The organism is Psychrobacter sp. 1Y1 (assembly GCF_051847395.2).
In the GTDB taxonomy this organism is placed as follows: Bacteria; Pseudomonadota; Gammaproteobacteria; order Pseudomonadales; family Moraxellaceae; genus Psychrobacter.
Genome location: NZ_JBPYDF020000001.1, coordinates 2,881,264 through 2,906,042 on the forward strand (window position 1 = coordinate 2,881,264; position 24,779 = coordinate 2,906,042).

At 42.6% G+C, this 24,779-nt stretch carries 19 protein-coding genes; 11 read left to right on the top strand and 8 right to left on the bottom strand.

Annotation, left to right across the window (positions count from 1 at the left end; all coding sequences use genetic code 11):
* Positions 1-55: 55 nt before the first annotated feature.
* The 4 genes from htpG to ispH form a co-directional block, all read right to left on the bottom strand.
* Positions 56-2,029 (bottom strand): molecular chaperone HtpG, encoded by a 1,974-nt coding sequence (gene htpG / locus ACS8FA_RS26075; protein ID WP_439266946.1) that lies wholly within the window; start codon positions 2,027-2,029, stop codon positions 56-58.
* Positions 2,030-2,563: 534 nt separating this feature from the next.
* The gene (locus ACS8FA_RS26080) at positions 2,564-3,379 is read right to left on the bottom strand and encodes a thioesterase family protein (protein ID WP_165597648.1); all 816 of its coding nucleotides are present in this window, start codon (positions 3,377-3,379) and stop codon (positions 2,564-2,566) included.
* 54 nt (positions 3,380-3,433) lie between these two features.
* Entirely contained in the window at positions 3,434-3,682 is a 249-nt protein-coding gene (locus tag ACS8FA_RS26085; protein WP_102092783.1) for a hypothetical protein, read from the bottom strand.
* A 53-nt stretch (positions 3,683-3,735) separates the two neighbouring features.
* A complete protein-coding gene (ispH, locus tag ACS8FA_RS26090) occupies positions 3,736-4,692 on the bottom strand; it encodes a 4-hydroxy-3-methylbut-2-enyl diphosphate reductase (RefSeq protein WP_160022292.1) in 957 nt (318 codons plus the stop codon).
* Positions 4,693-5,064: 372 nt separating this feature from the next.
* Here ispH and gmk point away from each other — a divergent pair, with 372 nt between their 5' ends.
* The 6 genes from gmk to ACS8FA_RS26120 all read left to right on the top strand — a co-directional run bounded on the left by gmk (position 5,065) and on the right by ACS8FA_RS26120 (position 12,994).
* The gene (gene gmk / locus ACS8FA_RS26095; RefSeq protein WP_290176363.1) at positions 5,065-5,691 is read left to right on the top strand and encodes a guanylate kinase; all 627 of its coding nucleotides are present in this window, start codon (positions 5,065-5,067) and stop codon (positions 5,689-5,691) included.
* 164 nt (positions 5,692-5,855) lie between these two features.
* Entirely contained in the window at positions 5,856-6,116 is a 261-nt protein-coding gene (rpoZ, locus tag ACS8FA_RS26100) for a DNA-directed RNA polymerase subunit omega (protein ID WP_057761396.1), read from the top strand.
* Positions 6,117-6,455: 339 nt separating this feature from the next.
* The gene (locus tag ACS8FA_RS26105) at positions 6,456-8,654 is read left to right on the top strand and encodes a RelA/SpoT family protein (protein ID WP_057761397.1); all 2,199 of its coding nucleotides are present in this window, start codon (positions 6,456-6,458) and stop codon (positions 8,652-8,654) included.
* A gap of 113 nt (positions 8,655-8,767) precedes the next feature.
* A complete protein-coding gene (locus ACS8FA_RS26110) occupies positions 8,768-9,148 on the top strand; it encodes a RidA family protein (protein WP_057761400.1) in 381 nt (126 codons plus the stop codon).
* A gap of 147 nt (positions 9,149-9,295) precedes the next feature.
* Complete coding sequence (locus tag ACS8FA_RS26115) at positions 9,296-11,584, top strand: primosomal protein N' (RefSeq protein ID WP_439266942.1); 2,289 nt, start codon at positions 9,296-9,298, stop codon at positions 11,582-11,584.
* 216 nt (positions 11,585-11,800) lie between these two features.
* Positions 11,801-12,994 (top strand): cation diffusion facilitator family transporter, encoded by a 1,194-nt coding sequence (locus tag ACS8FA_RS26120; RefSeq protein WP_439266940.1) that lies wholly within the window; start codon positions 11,801-11,803, stop codon positions 12,992-12,994.
* A gap of 206 nt (positions 12,995-13,200) precedes the next feature.
* Here the strand turns inward: ACS8FA_RS26120 and ACS8FA_RS26125 are convergent, their stop codons facing one another.
* A complete protein-coding gene (locus tag ACS8FA_RS26125) occupies positions 13,201-13,857 on the bottom strand; it encodes an IS1595 family transposase (protein WP_045455674.1) in 657 nt (218 codons plus the stop codon).
* Positions 13,858-14,024: 167 nt separating this feature from the next.
* On the opposite strand from ACS8FA_RS26125, the gene ACS8FA_RS26130 reads away from it, so the two are divergent.
* On the top strand, positions 14,025-14,729 hold the full coding sequence (locus ACS8FA_RS26130; protein ID WP_439266864.1) for a hypothetical protein: 705 nt from the start codon (positions 14,025-14,027) through the stop codon (positions 14,727-14,729).
* A gap of 91 nt (positions 14,730-14,820) precedes the next feature.
* On the top strand, positions 14,821-16,707 hold the full coding sequence (locus ACS8FA_RS26135; RefSeq protein WP_114700593.1) for a monovalent cation:proton antiporter-2 (CPA2) family protein: 1,887 nt from the start codon (positions 14,821-14,823) through the stop codon (positions 16,705-16,707).
* A 58-nt stretch (positions 16,708-16,765) separates the two neighbouring features.
* On the opposite strand, the gene ACS8FA_RS26140 is transcribed toward ACS8FA_RS26135, so the two are convergent.
* Positions 16,766-17,695, bottom strand: a complete 930-nt coding sequence (locus tag ACS8FA_RS26140) for a DUF2628 domain-containing protein (RefSeq protein WP_165597654.1) — start codon at positions 17,693-17,695, stop codon at positions 16,766-16,768.
* Positions 17,696-17,896: 201 nt separating this feature from the next.
* Here ACS8FA_RS26140 and trmB point away from each other — a divergent pair, with 201 nt between their 5' ends.
* The 3 genes from trmB to ACS8FA_RS26155 all read left to right on the top strand — a co-directional run bounded on the left by trmB (position 17,897) and on the right by ACS8FA_RS26155 (position 21,979).
* Positions 17,897-18,736: a tRNA (guanosine(46)-N7)-methyltransferase TrmB gene (gene trmB, locus ACS8FA_RS26145; RefSeq protein WP_101205783.1), complete on the top strand. Its 840-nt coding sequence runs from the start codon at positions 17,897-17,899 to the stop codon at positions 18,734-18,736.
* Positions 18,737-19,794: 1,058 nt separating this feature from the next.
* Positions 19,795-20,847 (top strand): recombinase RecA, encoded by a 1,053-nt coding sequence (gene recA / locus ACS8FA_RS26150; protein ID WP_201605696.1) that lies wholly within the window; start codon positions 19,795-19,797, stop codon positions 20,845-20,847.
* A gap of 40 nt (positions 20,848-20,887) precedes the next feature.
* Positions 20,888-21,979: a regulatory protein RecX gene (locus ACS8FA_RS26155; RefSeq protein WP_439266860.1), complete on the top strand. Its 1,092-nt coding sequence runs from the start codon at positions 20,888-20,890 to the stop codon at positions 21,977-21,979.
* Between the two features lie 157 nt (positions 21,980-22,136).
* Here the strand turns inward: ACS8FA_RS26155 and ACS8FA_RS26160 are convergent, their stop codons facing one another.
* Together ACS8FA_RS26160 and ACS8FA_RS26165 are read right to left on the bottom strand one after the other, a co-directional pair.
* Entirely contained in the window at positions 22,137-23,594 is a 1,458-nt protein-coding gene (locus ACS8FA_RS26160) for an anion permease (RefSeq protein ID WP_439266858.1), read from the bottom strand.
* 271 nt (positions 23,595-23,865) lie between these two features.
* Entirely contained in the window at positions 23,866-24,579 is a 714-nt protein-coding gene (locus tag ACS8FA_RS26165) for a YidB family protein (protein ID WP_102092773.1), read from the bottom strand.
* Positions 24,580-24,779: the final 200 nt, after the last annotated feature.

Below are 24,779 nucleotides of genomic sequence, written 5' to 3' on the forward strand. Positions count from 1 at the left end.
AATAAAAAAGGAGGCCTCTTATATAAAGCCTCCCTTTTTTACTAATTACTAAACATTATCTCATCAATAGCTCATTGACGCGTTTTAGGTAAGCGGCTGGATCGTCTAGCTGACCGCCATCTGCCAATAATGCTTGATCAAAGATCACCTGTGCCAGATTATCAAAGCTGTCATCAAACTGCTCACTGCTCTCAAGCTTCTTGATGAGTGGATGATCAGGATTTACTTCTAGCGTTGGCTTACTTGCTGGTACGTCCTGACCCATTTGCTGTAGCATCTGAATCATTTGTGGGGATAACTCACCTTCACCTACAACCAAGCAAGCTGGACTATCAACCAAACGAGTAGACACTTTGACGTCTTTAGCACGCTCGCCCAATGCAGCCTTTAATTTATCAACAACAGGCTTTAGCGTTTCTTGGGCTTTTTCTGCTTCCGCTTTTTCTGCTTCATCTTGCAAGTCGCCTAAATCTACTGCGCCTTTGGCGATGTTTTGCAGCGGTGTCTCATCGAATGAGGTCAAGAAGTTCATTGCCCATTCATCAACACGGCTAGTCATCAAGATAACCTCGATGCCTTTTTTCTTGAATAATTCAAGTTGCGGGCTGTTTTTCGCAGCGGCTAGGTTATCAGCTGTGAGGTAGTAGATGGCTTTTTGGCCATCTTTCATACGGCCTTTATAGTCTTCAAAGCTTGTTACCAAACCGTCTTGGGTGCTAGTTGCATAACGCAATAGCTTAGCAATACGTTCTTGATTGCCTACGTCTTCGCCTAAACCTTCTTTGATGACATCACCGAACTCTGCATAGAACTGTGCAAATTTTTCTTGCTTGTCACTGTCTTCGCTATTAGCAAGACTTGCGAGCAAGGTTAAGATACGGCGAGCGTTACCATCACGAATAGATTTTACATCACGTGACTCTTGTAGTAGCTCACGGCTCACGTTCAATGGCAAGTCGGCTGAATCGATGACCCCTTTCACAAAACGCAAATACATCGGTAGCAATTGCTCAGCTTCGTCCATGATAAAGACGCGCTTCACATAAAGCTTTAGACCATGCTGCTGCTCACGAGTGTATAGATCAACTGGTGCTTTTTTAGGAATATATAATAGCTGCGTATACTGTACGCGACCCTCTACACGGTTATGCGTCCAAGTAAGCGGCGCATCCATGTCATAAGAGATATTCTTATAAAAATCGACATACTCATCATCTTCAATTTCAGAGCTTGAGCGAGTCCATAGTGCACTGGCTTTATTGATTGTTTCCCACTCATCGGTGAGTACCATCTGGCCACCAACAGGCGTGTCATCGTTCTCGTCTTCTTTTACATCTTCTTGCCAGATCTCTTTACGCATTTGAATCGGCAAGCTGATATGGTCAGAGTACTTATTAACCAAGCGCTTGATTTTGCTGCGATCTAAGTAGCTATCTTCGCCTTCGCTATATTCTTCTTTCAGATGCAAAGTAATCGCCGTACCGCGCGTGTCTTTGGTAATAGGCTCAACAGTAAAGCTACCAGTACCATCTGATACCCAGCGCACACCTTTATCAGCAGGCTCGCCCGCTTTGCGTGATTCGACACTGATGGTATCAGCCACGATAAAACCTGAATAAAAACCAACACCGAACTGACCAATCAATTGACCGTCTTGTTTCTGTGATTCAGACAATTTGTCCAAAAATGCTTTGGTGCCTGATTTAGCAATCGTACCTAAGTTTTCGATTGCATCGGCTTCGTTCATACCAATACCATTGTCGGTAAAGGTAATAGTTTTGGCAGCTTCATCAACAGCGATGCGGATTTTTAATTCGCCATCATCTTCATAAAGGCTATCATCATTTGTGCCTTCAAAGCGCAACTTATCACAAGCATCCGACGCATTAGATACCAACTCGCGGACAAAAATATCAGCGTTAGAATATAGTGAATGCGTTACCAAATGTAGTAACTGCGCCACTTCAGCTTCAAACGTATGTTTTTTTAATTCTGGATTCAGACCTTCAGCTTGAGTTGCTTCACTCATAAAAACTCCTTTAAATTCTATGAAAGACCTATTATCAGATAACGATATACTCACTAAAGCCGTTCTCATAATGTTAGATAACTTGCCGTATGTAATACCGTTAAACTGTCTATACTAATAGGGGCATTGAGAAAAAATTCAAGCTCAAAAGCCCTATTCAATAAAAAACACCGCGCTTGTTTACCAAGGCGGTGTTCTGGTATCAGTCATTTGTTTGCTTGGTTTTTACTTGCTTCGTCATTTATTTGCTCAGTCATTTTCTGATATAGCAATCAAAGTGCAAACAACAGCAACTACTCTGAATATGCTTCTATCAATATATCCCAGAGAGTCGTCAGCTTTTTTGAAAATTGAGTATGGGTTTTCATAGTAACCTCTATGTCGATTAACATCGGCTTGTTAGTAATATTATCTTTTTAGTAATATTGTCTTGTTAGCTACTATTAAAACTATTTCTCTATTATTTGTATAATTAATTGATTACAACGTATCATTTCATTTTTCAAAACTATAAAATGACTGACTCTTAGCCTTCTAACGTGGCATCGGACGAATAGTAAGAATTTGCTCACTACGACCAAAAGGCCCATGTATATCGTGCAATACCGCACTTGTCAATCCGATACCGTCGTCGCCATATTGTTGTACAGCCTCGATACCCAGCCAGCGACCTTTTGGCGAGCGATGCATATGGATTTGCAAATCAGTATTGGGGAACATCCATTCTAACTTAGACAAACCAAGACCCAATCTTGGTACAACACCATTGGCAGTATCGACCATACCTAACAGATGCACCAAATCATCAGTCGGCTCGCCTTCTATCATGTCGAGATCATTGGTAATCCATACCATACCGCGACCAGAACGGCGGTCTTCTGTCGCTACTAGACGTACGCTTTCAATAAAACCGCCCGGCCAGCCTTTCATGCCTTCCCAAACTGGCAACTCTTCAGGTTTGTATTCTGCTGGTTGATCTTCAAGTCCGGCAATCTCGCTGGTATTTTGAGTAATCAGTCGCCATGCTCTTGCAATGATGGCGTCACGGCCACGGCTACTCATGACCGCTTCTACCAGCTCAATAGTCTTGCCTGGTCGGATACAGCGAGTAGTGATAGTAAAATCGTCCAGCGGTATTAGCCCCAAGATATCGAGGCTCACACGTGCGATACGAGTATTGGGTTGTGGCGCGAAGCTGTTAATCTCGGCTGTTAATAGGCCTGTTGCTGGCGCCATGTGCTGCTCATGCTCATTCCAAGCACCTTGAGCATGCTTGGTTGGCTGATAATGCGCCACACTGACACCGTCTTCTTGTAATTCTCGTTTGATAAATTTGTAATAAGCAGTCATAGCTATCCTATATTTGGCACTTTCACTTGTATTTTTTATTTATGCTTGTACTTTCTATTTATGGATAAGCTCTTGTTTTCTTAGCGTGAGAATACGGCGAGCTTTTTGTAAGAAGAATAATAAACAGATCATAACTACTGCGAGCATCGCGTAGAAAAAGCTTTTTTCTGCCATAAACTTCATGATATTCATAAACAATACGAAAACCACTGCTGCCATCACTAGCATATTGAGTTTTAGTTGCTTGTTGACTTCAGCGAGCGTGGCCTCTGCCAATACAAATCTGGCTTTTGGTTCTTTCATGCGACCTTATCCATATCAATGATGGTTCATACAAATACAAACACGAATATTAGTTACTTACCAACCTGAGTAACAGGTATCCGCAACGCTTTTGGCAGACTAAACGTCACATTTTCTTCAATACCAGATAGCTCACTAGGCAGATCACCACCCCAGTCTTGAAGCTGTTGCAATACTTCTTGGATCAACACTTCGGGCGCAGATGCACCAGCGGTCACGCCTATACTCTGCACACCATCTAACCAACGCTTGTCCATCTCACTGGCATTATCGATTAAATACGCTCGGCAATTCATACGCTCAGCTAGCTCTCGCAAGCGATTGGAGTTTGATGAGTTTGGCGAACCAACTACCAAGACCACTTCACAGCGACTGGCCAAATCTTTTACCGCATCTTGGCGGTTTTGAGTAGCATAGCAAATGTCGTCTTTGCGAGGGCCTTGGATACTAGGGAATTTTTCACGCAGCGCATCGATAACGCGCGCAGTATCATCCATCGACAAGGTTGTCTGAGTCACAAATGCCAAGCGTTCGGCATCTTGTACGGTCAACGCGGCCACATCACTCTCATCTTCGACCAGATGAATTTGTCCACCATGGCGACGATTAAAGCGCCCCATAGTACCTTCGACTTCCGGATGTCCTGCATGTCCTATTAACACTGCATCCATCCCATCTTGCGCAAACTTGGCCACTTCGATATGCACTTTAGTTACCAGCGGGCATGTTGCATCAAACACAGTCAAATCTCGGCGCTCAGCCTCATCTTCAACTGCTTTGGAGACCCCATGAGCGGAGAAAATAACGATGGAGCCGTCTGGTACTTCGTGAAGCTCTTCAACAAATACCGCACCACGATTGGCCAAGTCTGACACCACAAACTTATTATGCACAACTTCATGACGGACATAAATAGGCGGCTCGAAACGTGTCAATGCTTCATTAACAATCGCAATTGCACGGTCCACACCAGCACAAAATCCACGGGGATTGGCAAGATAAATTTGCATAAAAAGGCCTATCATTGGATAATTTATAGTTAAAACGTATTTTTGAATTTTTTATTCAAAAGTTGCGGCGAAATCAATGCTCTACTTTAGCATAATTTGCTTTTATCACTCTCTAAAATAGCTGTCTACTCATAGCAATATTTTATAGGCAAATCTCAGCATGCTTATGACATATTGCAAAACCAGCTTTAACTTGTATAAAAGCAGTTTATAATAATGCATCTATTATAATTTCTATCGCCATACATGATGGCGTTTTTTATTTTTTCCAGTCTTTATTTTTGACTGAGGCACTGCTTAACTTTTATCAACACGCATTTATTACGATACATTTTACGAGTTACTAAGACACCTTCTATTAGGATAAATTGTATGACAGGTTCATTATTCATCGTTACTGCCGCTTCAGGTACTGGCAAGACCTCACTGGTCAAGCAGTTGCTTGCTACCACCAATGACTTAACGGTCAGTGTCTCACATACGACTCGCGCACCGCGTCCAGGCGAGATTGATGGTCAGCACTATCATTTCACGGATACCGATAGTTTTACCAATGGTATCAATGCGGGTCTATTTCTAGAGCATGCTGAAGTATTTGGTAATTATTATGGCACGTCAGAGGAAAGTGTCCGTACCCAGCTAGCGGCGGGTATCGACGTTATTTTGGAGATTGACTGGCAAGGCGCGACGCAAATCAGAAATATCTTTCCCGATGCCATTATGGTTTTTATTCTACCACCCAGCATTGCGACATTACGTCAACGTCTCTCAACCCGCGCGCAAGATTCTGTAGAAGTTATAGAGCGCCGTCTAGCTGGCGCGGTCACCGAAATGGCACAATATGTGAATGCTGACTATGTAGTGATCAATGATAATTTTGACGTAGCCTTAGCTGAGCTAAAAGCCATTATCGTGGCCGACAGGCAGACACTTAGTCGTCAGCAGCAGCGCTATCATCGCACGATTAGCAACTTGCTAAACACTCAGGTAGAAGAGTAAACTAAGCACAAGCAGCTAATCTCGTAAGTAGATATAAAAAGCAACTACGCCACTTGGCAAAAAATGCTATAATATTTAGCTATCCCCCTTTATATTTTTGATATTATTTTTATTGAGTGGCGGGCAAGGTCCGTTACTAATAAAAACAACCGAGGTAGCTATTTATGGCACGAGTGACGATTGAAGATTGTTTGGATAATGTTGATAATCGCTTTGAGCTAATTTTGGTCGCAAGCAAACGCGCCCGTCAATTGGCCAAAGGTATTGCCGAGCCGTTGGTTGACGTTGATAACGACAAGCCTACAGTATTGGCACTACGTGAAATTGCCGCTGGCAAAATCACACGCGATATCCTAAATCAGCCAGAGCATAATTTTGCTACTAGCTCATTAGATTTAGCATTGTCAGGCGACCACAGCTTCTAATAAGCTGTTTTGATAAGATGTATTTTATAAAGCCAATCGTGTTTTTATAAAATAAATACACATCTTGATCAACTATAGAGACCACAGCATAGGCTGTGGTTTTTTGGTTGTAATAATAATGTATTGGCTATTTTGGTCACCATTTATCCCCAAAATAGACCACTGAGTGAAATTTTTTCATCGCCCATACGCTTATCAGTTGACATTGAAAGCGATTTGCGATTAATTAGAGAATGGCGTACTCATCCTTAAGTTTTGTATGGTAGGTCATTATTTAGCCTCCATTTGCTTCGGTAAGTGGCCCAACAAGTAGGTCATGGAAAATAGGATCATCATTTTATGAGTCAAACCCTACCCAAACTCAGTCATCACCTCGTCGATGATGCTCAATATAATTTACTACGTTCGGTAGGTTATCTCACTGCTGCTGAGCGCCGTGATATTGTTGATGCTTGTGAGTTCGGAGATATTGCGCACATTAAAGACAAGCGCAAATCAGGGGAACCTTATATCACGCATCCAATCGCTGTCGCTGAGATACTAGCAGGCTTTCGCTTAGATCGAGATACTATTATTGCAGCAATTCTGCATGATACGGTCGAAGACACCGAAGTCAGTGATGAGCAAATCAAGCAGCGTTATGGCGAAATTGTATCAAGACTGGTCGATGGTGTGACCAAGCTAAAGTCATCTTCGCATAACAAGCAGCAGAATAAAGCGGCCACCTTTCATAAAATTCTGACCGCAACCCTCGCTGACCCGCGTGTACTCATTATCAAGCTTGCTGACCGTCTACATAATATGTCTACGCTTGACGCGGTACGTCCTGAAAAACAGCGTACTACAGCTCAAGAGACCTTAGATTTTTATGTGCCATTTGCCCGATTAATGGGTCTGAATGATATTGCTGACTATATCGAAGTATTGTGTTATCGCAATTTAGACTCCGATATGTACAACAAGCTGTCTGACAAACTGCTACAGCATGGGCTTGGACGTAACTTTCAAAGAGAGTCCATTCATCGTTATTTGAGTATCGTGCTAAACAACTTGGATCTCAATGGTCTGGTCAAAGTCTTAGACAATCGCGTGGTCATATATCGTCAGTTTTTTCGCAATCGCGGTGAGATTAATGCGCTACTGCGTCATTATGCGTTTGAAATCGTCCTCGACAATATCGAAGCCTGCGACAAGCTGGCCTATTATTTGATTAAAAAATATCAGATTGATGATACCCATATTGCGGATAATATTCGTCGTCCGCTGCCAGGTGGTAACCAGTCCCTCACCCTCATCTATGAGCGTGACAATGATGTGGTAAAAGTCACTATATTGACTAAGCAAATGCAAAGCGCTGCGAGACTTGGTGTCATCGGGGCAGAGCACGCGTCTGATGTTAGTCAGTCGGTTATCCAAGCGTCATTGCGCAACATGAAAGATTTGGTTGATGAAGACAATCTGAATGAAAACAGTCCTGATTTCTCAGCGGCAGTCTCTACCATTAATGAGCTGATGGATTATCTGCACTCTAGTAAAATCATTTGCTACAGTCCTCAAGGCCGTGCTTACGAGCTTCCGCAAGGTGCAACGGCGCTAGATTTTGCCTACGCGGTCGGGCCTATGATTGGTAACGTTGCCGTTGGTGCAAATATCGATGGTAAAGCTGCAAAGCTCGGCACTGTAGTAAAAAATGGACAGTCCGTTGAGATAGAAGTGAATAGCCACTCAGAACCAAAAGCTGAGTGGTTAGGATTTGTAGTGACTAACAAAGCCCGTGAAGAGATTTTACGTTGGTTTAAAGATTTATCTGTCGCTGATAAACAACACCATGGCAGACAAGCCTTAGATCGTGCGCTCAGAACGCATCAGAAAAGCTTTGATGATTTGACAGACGCTGACTGGAAAGACCTGACCGAATGGCGCGGTCTGACAGAAAAAGATGCGCTATTTGAACAAATAAGCTCAGGTACGCTACTTCCTCAGCTAGTAGTGACACGTTTATTTAGCGATGAGCTTAGCGATCTACAGGCGAAAGTACATAGCGATGATATGACTCAACCGCAACAGCTGATTGCAAATGCTGCTGGTGTCGAGCTTGATTTTGCCAATTGTTGTCATCCAATATATGGCGACCCTATCGTAGGGCATTTATCGCGTCATGGTTTGGTCGTTCATCGTCATAAGTGTTTCTCACTGGATGATATCCGCAAAGACAACCCTTATCAGGTGATCCAATTGCGTTGGCGCAATGACAATGCGGTCAAACAAGGCGACATCGGTGAGCACGATCTAAAAAACAGCGGTAAGATTCGTTTTCCTGCTTATTTAAAGCTCTCAATTGCGCTTAGTGACGAGCAAATCAGTGAAGTTATCTATCACTTACGCCAGCTCAATATGGGTGTGGAAACCGTTGATGTTCGCAATACTGATACCATCATTCATATTGTAGTACGTAGTCGCAACCACTTAGCACAGGGCATTCGTGAACTACGCTCCCTGCTAGGTTTCCCTAACATTATACGGTTATATCAATTATAATAAGCGCATTTGCTGATTTGCATCACTGATATAGTCGTGGTGCAAATAGCTAAAATAGAACTGCTATTCTAGTAGCAATGAATCACTCACATAAAATATAAAAGGGATATCCCATGACTCGTCAAACCATCCAAACTGATAAAGCACCTGCAGCGGTCGGCACCTATTCACAAGCCGTAAAAGTCGGCAATACTGTCTATATCTCAGGTCAGCTGGGTTTTGATCCTGACACGATGGAACTAAGAGAAGGTTTTAAAGCACAAGCTGAGCAAGTATTTGAAAACATCAAAGCTATCTGTGAAGCAGCTGGTGGCAGTCTAAATGACGTGGTCAAATTCAATGTGTCTTTAACTGACTTGAGTGATTTTGCTGTCTTGAACGAAGTGTTTGTTGCCAATCTAAGCGAGCCATATCCTGCCCGTGCTGCCGTCCAAGTAGCTGCTCTACCTAAAGGTGGTGTGGTAGAAATTGAGTCTATTCTTTATATCGAATAAGACAATATTAAATGCTTAGTATTCAGTGCTAATTTTAGCAACAGCCTATAAGTCATATCACAATAAGCTTAGCATCATGCTAAGCTTATTGGTCTCCGTTCTATTATTCTGATCTCATATTCACCTAATAAGACTGTGAAGCCGTTTATGTTGGTACAAGTTGCTCTGCCCGTTCCCCTTTATCGGGTGTTTGACTATAGCTTACCAGCTGATATGCTTGCTTTGCCAGACAGTGCGATACCGCAAATCGGTAGCCGTGTTGAGGTTTCGTTTGGTCGTCAGACTCTAATTGGCATTGTGATTGCTCATATTTCACAAGACGCTAGCAGCGTACCTGTTAACAAGATAAAACCCATCAATAAATGCCTAGATGCTGAGTCTATTTTGGACTCGGACATGCTCAAGCTGGCCTACTGGCTGGCGCGCTATTACCACTATCCACTTGGCGACGTGTTGGCAGTTATCTTGCCAAGCCTTGTCCGTCAAGGCAAACCATTAGACTTGCTGATTACCCATTGGCGCATTTTGCCTCATATCACTGATGATGATTTTCGAGCCAATGCCAAGAGACAAAAGCAGCAGTTCGACATGCTAAAGCTACATGGTCAGCATGGCGCAAGCGAAGATGTATTGCTACTAGAAGGTATGCAACGAGCATTTTTAAAGACGCTAGAAGATAAAGGGTTAGTCGAGCGCTATATTCAGCCAAAACAAGTACCTGTTCCAGTTAAACTGGCAAAAATGCCACTTGATCTCAATGATGAGCAGAAACTTGCTGTCGACGCTATTATTGCTGCACACGAATCCGATACTTATACTGGTTTTTTGCTCAACGGTATTACTGGTAGTGGTAAAACCGAAGTCTATCTGCAAGCGATGCAAGCCGTACTAAAGGCTGGTAAACAAGTCCTTATTTTGGTACCAGAGATTGGCCTCACACCGCAAACGCGGGCAAGATTTGCCAGTCGGTTTGCCGCCCATATTGTGCTATTACACTCTGGCATGACTAACACTCATCGCTTACAAGGTTGGCAAGACTGCCGCACGGGGCATGCACAAATCGTTATCGGCACACGTTCAGCTGTGCTATATCCTTTCGCAGACTTAGGCCTGATTGTCGTTGATGAGGCACATGATGGCTCGTATAAGCAACAAGACACGTTACGTTATCATGCCGCTGATGTCGCTCTCTATCGAGGTTTGCAATACAAAATCCCAGTGATACTTGGTACTGCCACACCTTCTCTTGAGCATTTAAAACTGGTCGATGATGGCAAACTAGCAGAATACCAACTGCTTACTCGTCCGGGCAATGCCAAACCTGCAACCATGCAACTGATCGATGCTCGCTTGCAAAGTACCCATCAACAAGCACAAGATGACGGTGCGCGCTATGATACAGGGCTGACAGATGCCATGATCGGGGCGATACGGCAAACGCTAGAGGCTGGTGATCAGGTATTGATATTTTTGAATCGTCGTGGCTATGCACCTGTTCTATTGTGCGAGGCTTGTGGCTGGCAAGCAGATTGTCCGCGCTGTGACGCGCACCTGACCGTTCACTATAATAGCCAATCCCAGCGAAACAGTTATTCAAGCAACTCTTATTTGAAATGCCATCATTGCGATTGGCAAGCCTATATCCCTACCGTATGCCCTGATTGTGGCAGTCAAAACCTAGATGCCAAAGGTATGGGAACGACAAGGCTTAGCGAAAATCTACACGCAATCTTTGCTAACCCTCAAACTAGCAAAGAGCTCTATCCGATTATTCAAATAGACCGTGATACCACAAGACGTAAAGACAGCTGGGAAAATATTTACGAGCAAATTAATAAAGGCAACCCTGCCATATTGGTCGGTACACAGATGGTTGCCAAAGGTCATCACTTCCCCAACGTTACATTGGTTTGCTTACCCAATGCCGATCGCGGATTTTTATCAGCAGACTTTCGCTCACCAGAGCATACCGCACAGCTCATGATTCAGGTGGCAGGCCGTGCTGGTCGAGGTGACAAAGCTGGCCGCGTATTGATTCAAACGTTGCAACCTGATAACGAGTTACTATTGAAACTGGTCAAAGACGGCTACTTGTCATTTGCACGCGAGCTACTGCAAGAACGTCAAATGATGGGCTTACCTCCTCATCGACATGCTGCATTGATACGCTGTGAAGGCAAAACGTTAGCAGCCACCACTCAAGCGCTCAAGGATGCTATTGCGCATTTGCCGAATGCTCATAACCTCGCTGTTCTCGGTCCTATTGATGCGCCCATGAGTAAAAAGAACAGTCGCTACCATGCTCAGCTTTTGCTATTGGCTAAAGACCGCCGTCAATTGCACCATGTGTTGGGACAGTGGTGGCAGCCAGTGCTTGCCCTACCAAGCGCTAAATACCTTAAGCTTACTTTGGACATTGATCCTGTCGGTTGGTAGTTCTCACTTAGTTCTCAACAAATAGGTGCGTATCTTTCTGCTCCTCCTCTCATCATGTTTACTTCGTCGTTACAGCTTCTCATGCTTGGTTATGTTAAATTTATAACCATCAATGATATGTGGCAAAGGCTCTACGCCTACTCTACCCATAGCAAGCATCACTTATCAGTAAGCACCATCTATCGAACGCAACTATCAGCGAATCTGAGTATTATTATGAATTCAAATAATCCAAACTCTGACGAGCACAATCATAGCCAACAGTATGATAATACGGATGTGCCTAAGTACGTTCGCGAAGATGAAGAAAATAACTACACTCAAGAAAACCAAGGCCATCATGATCATGATGAGCATCTAGAGCAAACAACCACAGCACGAGACACCAAAGGCTATCAGCGCACCTTGCTGTTCAGCTTTATTATCATTACTGGTTACATGTTTATCGAAGCCATTGGTGGCTGGTTCACTGGTAGTTTGGCTCTGCTATCTGATGCAGGGCATATGTTAAGCGATGCGATAGCGCTTGGTGCCACTTTAGTCGCATTTAAAATTGGCGAAAAAGCAGCTACCCATCAGAAAACTTTCGGTTACAAGCGCTTTGAGATATTAGTTGCTACGGTAAATGGCGCTACCCTTGTGATAATCGCTTTGATGATTTTTTATGAAGCGATTAAACGCTTTAACTCACCGCCAGAAATTGCGACCCAAGGCATGCTTATCGTGGCGACTATCGGTATGCTGATCAATATTTTGGTCGCTTGGCTAATGCATCGAGGTAGTCAAGGTGGCGAGTCACACGGCCATAATCCTAGTCATAGTCATGGTACGGATGATGCCAAGGTCGCAGAGCAGAAACCTAATAATGAAGAACCCGTTAACCTTAATATGCAAAGCGCCTATTTGCACGTATTGAGCGATTTATTAGGGTCAGTAGCTGCGATTATCGCTGCACTACTTATGATGGGTTTTGGTTGGGTATGGGCAGATGCAGTGGCATCAGTAATCGTTGCTGTGCTTATTTTAATCAGTGGCTACCGCGTTGTACGTGATTCTGTGCATATATTGATGGAAGGAACGCCTGCCAATATATCGCTAGTCGATGTGGAACAAAAATTACTCGAAGACTCTCAAGTACAAACAGTACATGACCTACATGTGTGGAGTATCACCAGTGGTCTCAATGCGCTCTCTTGTCACGTGGTGGTCGATGGTGAAATGAGTATCCATGAATCAAATATTCTAATTGCCAGTCTCGAGCAAAGACTGCTAGAGCTTGGTATTCACCATGCTACTATTCAGGTCGAAAGCTCGTCTCACCCGCAGAATATCGCACATAGCGATGCATTGGTTTGTGATATTTCGGGGCAGCTACCTGATGGTAATAGTCATATTGGTCATAACCATTGACGATACATTTTCAGCTAAGTGATTGAATAAAGAAGTCAGTAACTTGAAACACGACCTAGAAAATACAAGTATAGGCATCTGATACTGGCTCATACTAAAAGTTACGTGGAATTAGAACTAGAATCTAGATCACATTAAAGCAGTCGTGATTTGCGACAATCTTTTATTTTATTCAACTTAAAAAAAGGGGCTGTAGTAGATAAGGATTAAATATCACACCATTTTCTCAAGGTTTTCAGCTGATTAGATGGTGAGCCATAGTTGAATCTAAACTCGCACTCTTTTAAAAACAAATGGAAGTTCTTCTTATTAATCCCATTATACTTTCTGAGTGTTCGTTTGGACTGATTCCAGAAGTTCTCAATGCCATTGATGTGATTGTTCTTACCGCAAATGAACTCTATAGAGTGATTGACTCTGAAATGTTTAAACTCGCTCACATCCAGTGCATTGTAACTTCGATAGCTATCCGTATAAACAAAGCTGTCAGGCTTGATTTTACGCTTAATAACAGGCATTAGGGTAGTCTGTTTGGTGTCTGCTACGACAATGGTATAAACCTTACCGTTTCGTTTTAGAATACCAAATACAGCGGTTTTACCAGCAGCCCCGCGACCTCTTTTGCCTTTGCGTACACCGCCAAAGTAACTTTCATCTAATTCGACCTCACCATCAAAAAGCTCATCAGCTTCTAATGAGAGATGGTAATCTATCACAAGTCTTATTTTATGATAAAAAAGTGCAGCAGTATTAGGCTGAATATCAAGCAAATCTGCGGCTGTTCTAGCAGTCACTTCAGCCGTAAAAAACTCTAACAGCCTTCGCTGTGCTTTTTTACTTAGTTTACAACGGGTTATCTTCATAAAAGTAGTCTAGCATAGTGCTTATCTACTACAGCCCCTAAAAAAATTAAGTCCGTATCGGCTTATGTGGTTATAATAACTATTATAAAGTTTTGTTTAGCACCCCAGTTAATTTTTATAATCATACTTTTTGGTATTTTCACTCTATCTATTGATGATACAACACTATGTCTAGACGCTCAGCACCCTTTGTCGCCCCAGACTATATCGATGATCCTGCATCAAAAGATGGCAAAAAACACGCCAAAGTTTTGTTATCAACGCTGCAAGAAGACATTGCAAACTTTCGTAATGAACAGTTTCCACCTGATATTTTGCGACAAATCCGTGATATGCCTATTTACGAGGGCAATTTAGCGGAAGTCCAAACCTATCAGCAACGTTGGCAAAATCTGCTTGAACGTGCAAAAGATTTTTATCCAGCGGCCAATATGCCACCTGACTATCTACCGCTCCCTGCCAGCCTTGAAATACCACAATTCATCTATCATGTTCAGCGTCTACACTTGACTAAGACACGCGCCAAAGAATCTAAAAGCTTTGGATCAGTAGGCGCCCTGACTGATAAATGTGGTCAATATACGGATGATGAAATTGAGCGCATGACAGCGGTGCTAGAGAATGACGAGGAAGCGCGACTGGTAGCGCATCGTGAATTTATCGATCTGCGTGCTTATGTTTTTTGTCGTGATAGTAAGGGCGAAATGCTAGAGCCTGAGCGGGTACGCTTTTATCGTACTGGTCTTGTTGTACATGCCCTGCCTGACTTTAAGATTGTCGATAGCAGGCAAACACCGCGTAAACGCCGCAACGATGCTTATAATAATCCGCTTGCAGACAATGGTGTGTGGAAAATTTATCGCAAAAAATAATAGATACTAGCGCGATATCGTTTTATCCATACTGATTTTAGTCACGTTCATTTTATATTGTTTATTTTATTCAAATTTTTAAGGAGCCCAGATGTTTGCTGCCGCCGCCGGCTCACCAAATCTCATGTTGCAAGCCACTATATTTTTGGGAGCAGCATTGCTCTTTGTCCCTCTTGGTAAACGCTTCGGCATTGCAACGGTTTTAGGCTACCTCATCACTGGACTCATATTGGGCCCAAGTGGCTTGGATGTGGCAGGCGACGCTGAAAGTCTATTGCACTTTTCAGAGTTTGGCGTGGTCATGCTGCTGTTTATTATCGGGCTTGAGCTACAGCCTTCGCGGCTCTGGGCATTGCGCCGCTCTATATTTGTATTGGGCGGTTTGCAGGTCGGTTTAACTGGTACGCTACTGATGTGGCTCCTACATCAGTTTTTCTCCTTACAACTAGATACTGCCTTTATCGTTGGTTTTGGTTTAGCCCTGTCTTCTACCGCGTTTGTACTACAGATACTGACTGAAAAACAGCAGCTTTCGAGCACGCATGGTCGAGAAGCCTTCACTATCTTGTTATTCCAAGATATTGCGGTCATTCCATTGTTGGCAGTCATTCCGTTCTTATCAGGGGTGCGTGAGCAAAGCTACGATTTAATTTATTTTGGTAAGGTATTTGCTGTCTTTGCCGGTCTGATTTTTGCTAGCCGTTATGTGGTTCGACCCTTCTTCAAATTTGTGGCTTCCAGTGGTGCGTCAGAACTACTGACAGCGGTCGCGCTATTTATTGTCATGGGCGTGTCTATCTTGATGGGTCAAATCGGTCTATCAATGGCGTTAGGTGCATTTTTGACAGGTGTGTTGTTAGCAGATTCTGAGTATCGTCACGAATTAGAAGCTAGTATCGAACCTTTTAAAGGGTTGCTGTTAGGTCTATTCTTTATGTCGGTCGGTATGCTTACCGACGTCAAACTCATTTTGGCAGAGCCCATCTTTATTATTGGCTGTGCGCTCGCATTGATGTTTATCAAGTTTGCAGTGATTGCAGGTATTGCAAAGGTATCGGGCAATCGCTGGCCAACGAGTATCAGATTGGGCGTAACCCTAGCCCAAGGTGGTGAGTTTGCCTTTGTCCTATTCAGTGTCGCCACTGCTCAAAACGTCTTACGTCCCGAGCTTGCTAACACCCTTAACCTTGTCGTTACTATTTCAATGGCACTGACACCTTTAGCATTCTTGCTGTTAGAAAAAGTAGGTGAGCCGCTATTTGCCAAGAGCAAACCGAGCCGCGAATACGATACCATTCCTGATCATGAACATCAGGTAATTATTGCAGGCTTTGGCCGTGTCGGTCAGATTATTGGCCGTGTACTGCGCATGCATAATATCGAATTTACCGCCATTGAACGCTCGGCAAACCGAGTAGATTTTGTAAGAAAATTCGGTAACCAAGTCTATTATGGCGACCCGAAAAACCCTGAGATTTTGCGAGCTGCAGGCATTCAAAAAGCGCGTGTGTTTATTCTTGCCATCGATGACTTAGAGCGTTCTATCACCACCGCTCAGTATCTTCGTAAGAATTATCCTGAACTGATTGTATTGGCAAGAGCGCGCGATCGTCAGCACTATTATCGTTTGCGTGAGGTTGGCGTGCGACACATTTGGCGTGAGACTTATTTGTCGTCTTTGGACATGTCACGCGAATCACTACAGTTATTAGGCATCTCACCAGAAAAAGCGCGAGAAACAGTAAAAACATTCCGTGACTATGATGATGACTTGATAGAACGCCAACAAGCTATCTATGATGATGAAGCCAGCATGATTGAATCCGCGCAATCAGCAATGGCTGAGCTTGAAAGCTTGTTTGATGAAGATATTGGTAAAGCACGTAAAATGGATTTGACCGATTTTTATGAGGCGTTAAAGAGCCAAGCAACACCAGTTGAGGAAAAAGATGATACTGCAACGGACTCTAAGCATTAACCCTAAGCAGTAGCTCTCAGTACTAGCAACATTTACAAGTACTCGTGAAATACAGCCCCTAATCAGCTATGCAGTTTTTAGGGGCTTGTTTTTTATTCAGTGAGCTGATGCAATCCCAATTATCACTGTCTGGTATACGATAAAAGACCAGCGTCTGCTCGTTTAAATAGCGTATTGGAAACGTCACGTTCTGAATCGTTGCCACTACCGCACAGTCGGTTTTTGGCACACCAGCGGCCTGAGTATCGACATGCATGCGTAGTTGCTGCTGCTCGGTACTCAGGGGCAGATTTACTGGGCACTGCCCTGTCTGCTGATAAATCAACGCCACTCGGTTTTGAGCATTCTTTGCAATATCATAAGCATCAAACAACACTTCGTTTGCTTTTGGCTTGGCAATAATCGGTAAGAACTGCACCTTAATCACCAATAGCGAAAACGCAAAAAAACCAAACCCCAATGCCAGTCCGAATAAGCTAACACCGCCTTCTCTTTGCAGATGCGCCTTCTGTGCTGCCTCATCTCGCGGATGATCATTTATCGCATCAGCGATCTCTCGCCTTGCCATTCGGTAGTAATACGCATCCGTCCAACATGCCACCATAAACGACCAAAATAGCCAAATAACGGCAGCAATACCGATACGTGTTGCCATCTGATAAGCATCTGGTACATAGGACATCGCTATAAATTCAAAAGCGACTAGCACCAGCGCGACATTAAGCTGGATAAAAGACCACCCTGCGACACTATAGACAATCGCATCCATATAGCGCTTGCGATATAGCAGCCAAGGAAAAGTGATAAAAAATGCAGCCCAGTGCCATTTTGGCGACAAATAACCTTGCTGATCAAACTGCTCAAAACGTTTGAGATAATAACGCTGGGTACGATTACCGATGAACCACTTGTCTAACTGCTTACGTTTAGCAGGTGTTAACGACTCTTGATAAAATGGTGGCGGTGAATCTGTCTCGATAAATAACATGGCAACACGCTCTACTTACTGACTCTTAGAAAAAGCATTTAAAAAATACCATTATATGATAACGCCAAAACCCGTGTGTAACATAGAGAAACCACAGCACTGACCAGCAAATACGCGAAAATAGGATTGTCCGTTCACAGTTGTATGGATTTAACTTATAATAAGCAAACATCACCCACCTAATTAAGCCTTACGAATCCTATGAGTCAACATTCTGATATCAATGACAACGTCAATAGTACCGATACTACTGATGAGCAAACCCTTAATAGCACAAGCGAGCCTATCGATATCGATAACAGCACTAGCCAAGAGATAGAGCCGACCTCTGACAAGCATATCCGCATCGTCAATACGTTTATGAAGCGCCGTACGCACATGAACAAAAACGCTGAGCTTGCACTAACTGCTCCAGAATTTTCTGAGTATTTGGTCAATAACAGTTTTGGTGATGGTGATCTTACCGGTATTGACAACCTACGTACGTTATTCGCTGATAGCCCTAACGGTCCAGATGCACCGCTTACGGTAGAGATTGGTTTTGGCTTGGGTGATTCGTTTATTGAAATGGCGGCCGCTGACCCTACTCGTAACTTTGTCGGTGTAGAAGTGCATGAGCCTGGTATTGGTAAATGTGCGTATATGGCTGGCACCCAAAATTTGAGCAACGTGAAAATCATCAACGGTGATGCCATTCAATTGCTCAAGCAGCTACCAGAAAACCATATCGACCGTATTCAGCTATACTTCCCTGATCCATGGCAAAAGAAGCGTCACTATAAGCGTCGTTTCGTCAGTCCTGAACGTATGACCATCGTTACGCGCAGCTTAAAACAAGGTGGCTGGTTCCATACAGCAACTGACTGGGAGCATTATGCATTTTGGATGGTTGAAGTATTGGATGGTTTCGCTGGATTGACCAACAAAGCAGGTACAGGTAATTTCACTGAGCGTCCTGACTTTCGTCCAATGACTAAGTTTGAGCGTCGTGGCCTCGACCGTGGGCATGGTGTGTGGGATTTGATCTATATCAAAGACTGACCAATACAGCTCTACTTTTAAGTGTTTTAACAAAGCGGCTATCTGATGTAGCCGCTTTTTTTTGGCCTTCTATAGGCTGTAGAAAATATCTCTAAAAATACTAGACATCCTATGCACAACTATGTCTACTGACATCTTAGATGTATATCTTGAGTCATACTCCTGACTTTTAATGCCTATAGTATGATTATGCATAAAAAAAGATAAATTTATAATTTGTGAAACATAGCGCTCATAGGGTTGTTTATAGATAAAATAGAACCTGTAAAGTGATTAGAAACGAAATATAGAATCCATTCCTAATACTAATAATCTACGTAAACTTATGTATTATAAGGCTTTACAGAGTTCTCCCCATAAGCTGTGGATAACCCTGTGCATAAGTCACTACTTGACAACTTTATAGCTAAGCAACTTAAAGGATAAGGTAAAATCGTTCATTTTTTGTACAATTTATAAAACCTTTAAAATCAGTTACTTACATTAAATTTATACACATAAAAAATTATTTTAAATAATTTCTAAAATAATTTAATTATTCATAATGTTTCACAATTAGCGAAAATAAGCCTTTTATTTGTTGTGGACAACTCCCAAATCTATTGACAAGCATAGTCATTATCAGGTTCAAAACAACAGCGACCTATCGCATCATTTCTATAGATTTTTAGCGTCATACCATACGACAGATAGTGTCGTCTAGCATCCCTCAACGCTCATTATAGTGCTTTGCTTTTGTTATAATTACCTTATCAAATCAACAGCGTTAAGAAGTTGAGTCGAGTAATTAGCACGCCAAGTCTGACTTAAAAACAACGATAACGACAGTGTATTACGGACTTATTTTTACTTCTCTCGCTATTTAATTTTACTGTATAGTAGAACGATACATTCGATACTACTACCTATACCAGTCACGTGACAACCTATTTTTCGATAAAACAGCCAAAAAATAATTGCCGATTTCATAACAGTCAGTATGCGTTTGCCAAAAGTTTTAACAGTACCAATATTTTATTTATAGCATCAACTTAACTACCGAAAACAAGGAATCCAATATGGACGACAATAAAGCCAAAGCCCTCAAAGCGGCATTAGGTCAAATCGAAAAGCAATTTGGTAAAAACACCATCATGCATCTAGGCGATGACTCGGCCATTATGGATGTCGATGTGGTCTCTACAGGCTCTCTAGGATTAGACATTGCGCTTGGTATTGGTGGTCTACCAAAAGGCCGTATCGTTGAAATTTACGGTCCAGAAAGTTCAGGTAAGACGACGATGACCCTGCAAGCTATTGCAGAATGTCAAAAGCAAGGCGGTACCTGTGCCTTTATAGATGCCGAGCATGCGCTCGACCCTGTTTATGCACGCAAGCTTGGAGTAAACACTGATGACTTATTGCTCTCGCAGCCTGACAATGGCGAGCAAGCACTTGAAATTACCGACATGTTGGTACGCTCAGGCGCAATCGATATGATCGTGATTGACTCAGTAGCTGCGTTGACACCACGTGCCGAGATTGAAGGTGAAATGGGCGACTCACACATGGGTCTACAAGCGCGTCTGATGAGCCAAGCCCTACGTAAAATCACTGGTAACGCCAAACGCTCTAACTGTATGGTGGTGTTTATTAACCAAATCCGTATGAAAATCGGTGTTATGTTCGGTAGCCCCGAAACGACGACTGGTGGTAACGCGCTGAAATTCTACGCCTCTGTACGTATGGATATTCGCCGTATTGGTGCGGTCAAAAATGGTGATGAAATCATCGGTAACCAGACCCGTGTCAAAGTCATTAAAAACAAAATGGCACCACCTTTCCGCCAAGCTGAGTTCGAAATTACTTACGGTGAAGGTACTAACCATTTAGCCGAAGTTATCGACTTAGGCGTGGAGATTGGAGCCGTTGGCAAAGCAGGATCTTGGTACAGCTATGGCGACGAAAAAATCGGTCAAGGTAAAGCCAACTCTGTGCTTTTCTTAAAAGAGAATCCTGCCATTGCTCAAGAAATCGAAGACAAAATTCGTGACGAAAAGCTTGGTACAAAGAAAAAGAGCAAAGCCGACGAAACTGAAGAAGCAGAACAGGCTTCTGAACCTGTACAATAATGGTTTAACGATTAACCGTTGTCAGTTAATATGATTCATTATGAAAATTAAAACCTTAGCTGAAATCCTAGCTGAGTCGGGTGCCGACTCAGCTAGTTCTATTGATAGCAAACCAAAAAAACTGTCCAAAAACTCTCATACGAAAGAGCCTAAAAAACGAGAGAAACCTAGTAAACGGACTACCCGCTCAAATAAAGATGATTCAGTCAAGAATGACGCTACTATTGATACAGCGTTCTTTGAAGACTCCTCTCCTAAGTCAAAAAAGAACTCTAAATCTAAAAAACGTAAAAAGCGTTTTCACCCAGCGGCTAATTTTACCGCTGAGCCTAGTGATACCCCTATATATCAACCACCTGAAGCGCAAACCATCAAAGAGATGCTGGCAGAAGTCAAACTCGACATTCATAATGACGAAATTAGTGATGGTTTGACCACTGGTACTAGTGATAGCACTGAGCCACTATCCAAAAACTCAGAACATGAAGCTGAGCTTTTTGCTATCAATGGTAGTGAAGCAGACAGCCAAAACGATAACATACCAGCCGCGCTCAAAGCTTACTTACGAACCCCTGAACAAAAACAAGCAGAGATCGATGCGATTAAAGCAGAAAGTCGATTACGTTGGCTCGCATTTTATTATTTATCACGCCGCGAATACGGTAAGGCTGAGCTAAAGCAAAAGCTGATCGACAAAGAACAAGACCCAGAAAAAATTGACGCACTACTTGATGAGTTTGAAGAAAAAGGTTATCAAAGTGATTATCGCACTACCCTAATGTTGATAAGTGAGAACATTCGCAAAGGCCGCGGACGTGGTCGGATCAAACAAGAATTCTATCGCAAGAAGATTGCTATGCCAGGTAACATCGATGAGCTAATCGATATGGCGAATACTGAGTCTGATGAATTTAGTGAGTTTGTAGATGATAATGATGACAACTTGGTCGATGGGGTAGACTGGCTGAAATTGGCTGTCACAGCACGTATTAAGAAATATGGCGATAACATACCTGTTGAACAAAAAGACAAAGCCAAGCAGTTTCGGTTTCTACAATATAGAGGATTCAATACTGATATATGTTTTGCCGCGCTTAACTATACGCTAGACACGTTAGATGAGCGTTTTTAGCCAATACTCACCTATAAATTGACTAGGTAAAACAGTGTAGTCGATTCAATTTAAAAGTAGTACAAGGCAACTTAGTATAGATGTACATTAAATACTTCAAGCGAGGTTAGCGCGGTAATACTTTTATAGTGGAATGACTATAGATTTAGATGGCTTATTAATAATAACCAAGCACTTTCCACCAAATTAAACCAGCACCTATCCAAATGACTAAGTTAACTACGCTCATAATCGCACCAATACCCCACCACTCTTTCAACGTCACATAACCCGAGTTGAAAATTACAGGGGCCGTACCAGTCGCATAATGGGTCAACGTCATCATGATGTTACCCGCTGCAGCTAAGATTAAAGCATATAACATTGGCGGCGCGCCTAATGTCAGGCCAACCGCATAAAATGCTGCAAATAGTGCAGTAATATGGGCGGTAGTACTAGCGAAAAAATAGTGTATATATAAATAGACTAAGGTCAGAATTGTCACTGCACCTATCCAACCTACCCCAGTCGTTCCAATAAGAGACTCAATATTGCCCGCGAACCAGCTAATCAAACCAAGCTTGTTCAGATAGGCGGCCATCATAATCAGTGCACCGAACCAAACAATGGTGTCCCATGCAGACTTCTCTTTTAGAATGTCATCCCACGTCAATACACCAGTCAATATCAATGTCGTCAAGCCAATAAAGGCGGTTGTGGTGGCATCAACGCTATACTGCTCACCCAAAATTAACGCAGGAATATTAGCCCACAATACCAACATAAGACCAAATACACCGAGCATTATTTTTTCATGGGTGCTGATCTGACCCATTTCGGTCAGATTATCTTTTGCGAAGTTTTTTGCATCAGGTGTTGCTTTGACATCAGGTGGATAGATCATATAAATAATTAATGGCATGACGATTAGACAAAGCATCCCAGGTATAAACATTGCTACTGCCCACGTTGTCCATGACAGCTGAATATCGCCACCTGTTGCTTTATTGACCAGCTCTACGACTAAAGGATTGGGAGCCGTAGCAGTGATAAACATACCAGAAGTAATAGGATTGGCGTGGTAATTCACCATCGCTAAATAGCGACCAATTTTGTTTTGAGTACCTTCCTCTGGTGTCGAGTGAAAGCTCTGCGCAATGGATTTCATAATAGGGTGAATAATACCACCACCACGCGCCGTATTAGAAGGTGTGATGGGTGCAACCATCAGCTCAGCAGCGGCCAAGGAATAAGCCACGCCAATGGTTTTTTTACCAAAGATAGAAATGAAATAATAAGCGATACGGCGACCCAGTCCTGTCTTGATCAACCCACGTGATATCATCACCGCAATACCAATGAGCCAAATCAAAGGGCTTGAATAGCTAGATAATGCATCGCTAATGGCTTGCTTCGGACTATCACTAGTTACGCCTGTCAACGCGACTAAAGTAACTGCAATAATTGCAATCGCGCCAATAGGTAGTGCTTTTCCTATAATGGCAACGATAGTAGCGATGAATAGTGCCAGCATATGCCATGCTTCTGGTGTGACACCCGTTGGTACTGGGATGACAAACCAAATTATCAAACCAACTAAAATAGCAATAGCCGCTTGAACAGGCTTAAATGGCATAAATAAAAATCCTTATAGAATCATTAGACGAGTAAATAGACAGAACATTTACCTTAAGATTTTTTACCTTAAGATTTTGAAGATGACACATGTTACTGCCATAACTGAAGTGATTGTCCTAGTTATTCTATAAGATTTATAGAATCCTTACGCCATTGTTTACTATTTTTAACATATCCATTTAGATTAAAAGATAAATTCATAATGAGTTTTCTGTTAGATTTTCATCAAGATAACTGGTTTTGTGAATAGAAACCTAACTTATAAAAGACTACTTAAAATTACCAAGACGGCTAGATAGCTGGCTAATGATTTGATCTATCTCTTCATTGGCTTCAGACTCATTATCTAGATTACCATTAGGCGTTAGCTGATTCATTACCTCAGGCAACAGCTCAGCAAGTCCCTGTCTTACCTCAGTTTCATTAGCACCAGTATGAGCGGCTACTTGCTGAATTTCGTTTTCATCAAACAAACGATTAATTTCGTTTGGATCTAAATTATCATTTGCTTCGTTATTACTCATCCAAGAGCGTGCTTGACCTTCATAGCCCATACCAGTGATTTTCGACAATGCACCGCTCAAACCACCATTACGTTTGATCCAGCTAAGTACCATAGGCATCAATGCTGCAACGAGCATACCTTTACCACCAAACCCACTATTAGTACGCTGACCACCTAATACACTACCTAAAATATCACCGAGTCCACCAGCACCTGAACTCATACCACCGCGCTGACTACCGCCCGTGAGACCACCAATGATGTCATCTAAGCCAAAACCATTATCTGCTTGACGGCTATTTTGTTGAGGGCTATAACCACCTGCCTGACTGCCACCGCCCAGCACACTACCTAAAATATCACCTAGTCCGCCAGTCTGCCGTGTTTCAGTACGTTGGTTAACTGGATTGCGCTGAGCGTCGTCTGGATTCATTGCACTACGTGCCACTTGGCTCACTAAATTCCCTAATAAGCTCATTATCTATTCCTCTTTTTATCGTATTGTTTAGTACAAAAATACTGCTAAAATTTATGAAACCTCATATCTACCTATATGTTCTTTAATAACGGGATAGCAGAATTACGAGTTTTATTTTCTATTTTTAATAGAACAGATTTTAATATAACAAACCTCTTTGTCCTTTGAGATAGCTATTTTGTTATGACGTGTAGAGATTT

Coding starts and splice junctions, on each gene's coding strand:
- htpG (WP_439266946.1), bottom strand. CDS start 2,029: ATGAGTGAAGCAACTCAAGCTGAAGGTCTGAATCCAGAATTAAAAAAA.
- ACS8FA_RS26080 (WP_165597648.1), bottom strand. CDS start 3,379: ATGACTGCTTATTACAAATTTATCAAACGAGAATTACAAGAAGACGGT.
- ACS8FA_RS26085 (WP_102092783.1), bottom strand. CDS start 3,682: ATGAAAGAACCAAAAGCCAGATTTGTATTGGCAGAGGCCACGCTCGCT.
- ispH (WP_160022292.1), bottom strand. CDS start 4,692: ATGCAAATTTATCTTGCCAATCCCCGTGGATTTTGTGCTGGTGTGGAC.
- gmk (WP_290176363.1), top strand. CDS start 5,065: ATGACAGGTTCATTATTCATCGTTACTGCCGCTTCAGGTACTGGCAAG.
- rpoZ (WP_057761396.1), top strand. CDS start 5,856: ATGGCACGAGTGACGATTGAAGATTGTTTGGATAATGTTGATAATCGC.
- ACS8FA_RS26105 (WP_057761397.1), top strand. CDS start 6,456: ATGAGTCAAACCCTACCCAAACTCAGTCATCACCTCGTCGATGATGCT.
- ACS8FA_RS26110 (WP_057761400.1), top strand. CDS start 8,768: ATGACTCGTCAAACCATCCAAACTGATAAAGCACCTGCAGCGGTCGGC.
- ACS8FA_RS26115 (WP_439266942.1), top strand. CDS start 9,296: ATGTTGGTACAAGTTGCTCTGCCCGTTCCCCTTTATCGGGTGTTTGAC.
- ACS8FA_RS26120 (WP_439266940.1), top strand. CDS start 11,801: ATGAATTCAAATAATCCAAACTCTGACGAGCACAATCATAGCCAACAG.
- ACS8FA_RS26125 (WP_045455674.1), bottom strand. CDS start 13,857: ATGAAGATAACCCGTTGTAAACTAAGTAAAAAAGCACAGCGAAGGCTG.
- ACS8FA_RS26130 (WP_439266864.1), top strand. CDS start 14,025: ATGTCTAGACGCTCAGCACCCTTTGTCGCCCCAGACTATATCGATGAT.
- ACS8FA_RS26135 (WP_114700593.1), top strand. CDS start 14,821: ATGTTTGCTGCCGCCGCCGGCTCACCAAATCTCATGTTGCAAGCCACT.
- ACS8FA_RS26140 (WP_165597654.1), bottom strand. CDS start 17,695: ATGTTATTTATCGAGACAGATTCACCGCCACCATTTTATCAAGAGTCG.
- trmB (WP_101205783.1), top strand. CDS start 17,897: ATGAGTCAACATTCTGATATCAATGACAACGTCAATAGTACCGATACT.
- recA (WP_201605696.1), top strand. CDS start 19,795: ATGGACGACAATAAAGCCAAAGCCCTCAAAGCGGCATTAGGTCAAATC.
- ACS8FA_RS26155 (WP_439266860.1), top strand. CDS start 20,888: ATGAAAATTAAAACCTTAGCTGAAATCCTAGCTGAGTCGGGTGCCGAC.
- ACS8FA_RS26160 (WP_439266858.1), bottom strand. CDS start 23,594: ATGCCATTTAAGCCTGTTCAAGCGGCTATTGCTATTTTAGTTGGTTTG.
- ACS8FA_RS26165 (WP_102092773.1), bottom strand. CDS start 24,579: ATGAGCTTATTAGGGAATTTAGTGAGCCAAGTGGCACGTAGTGCAATG.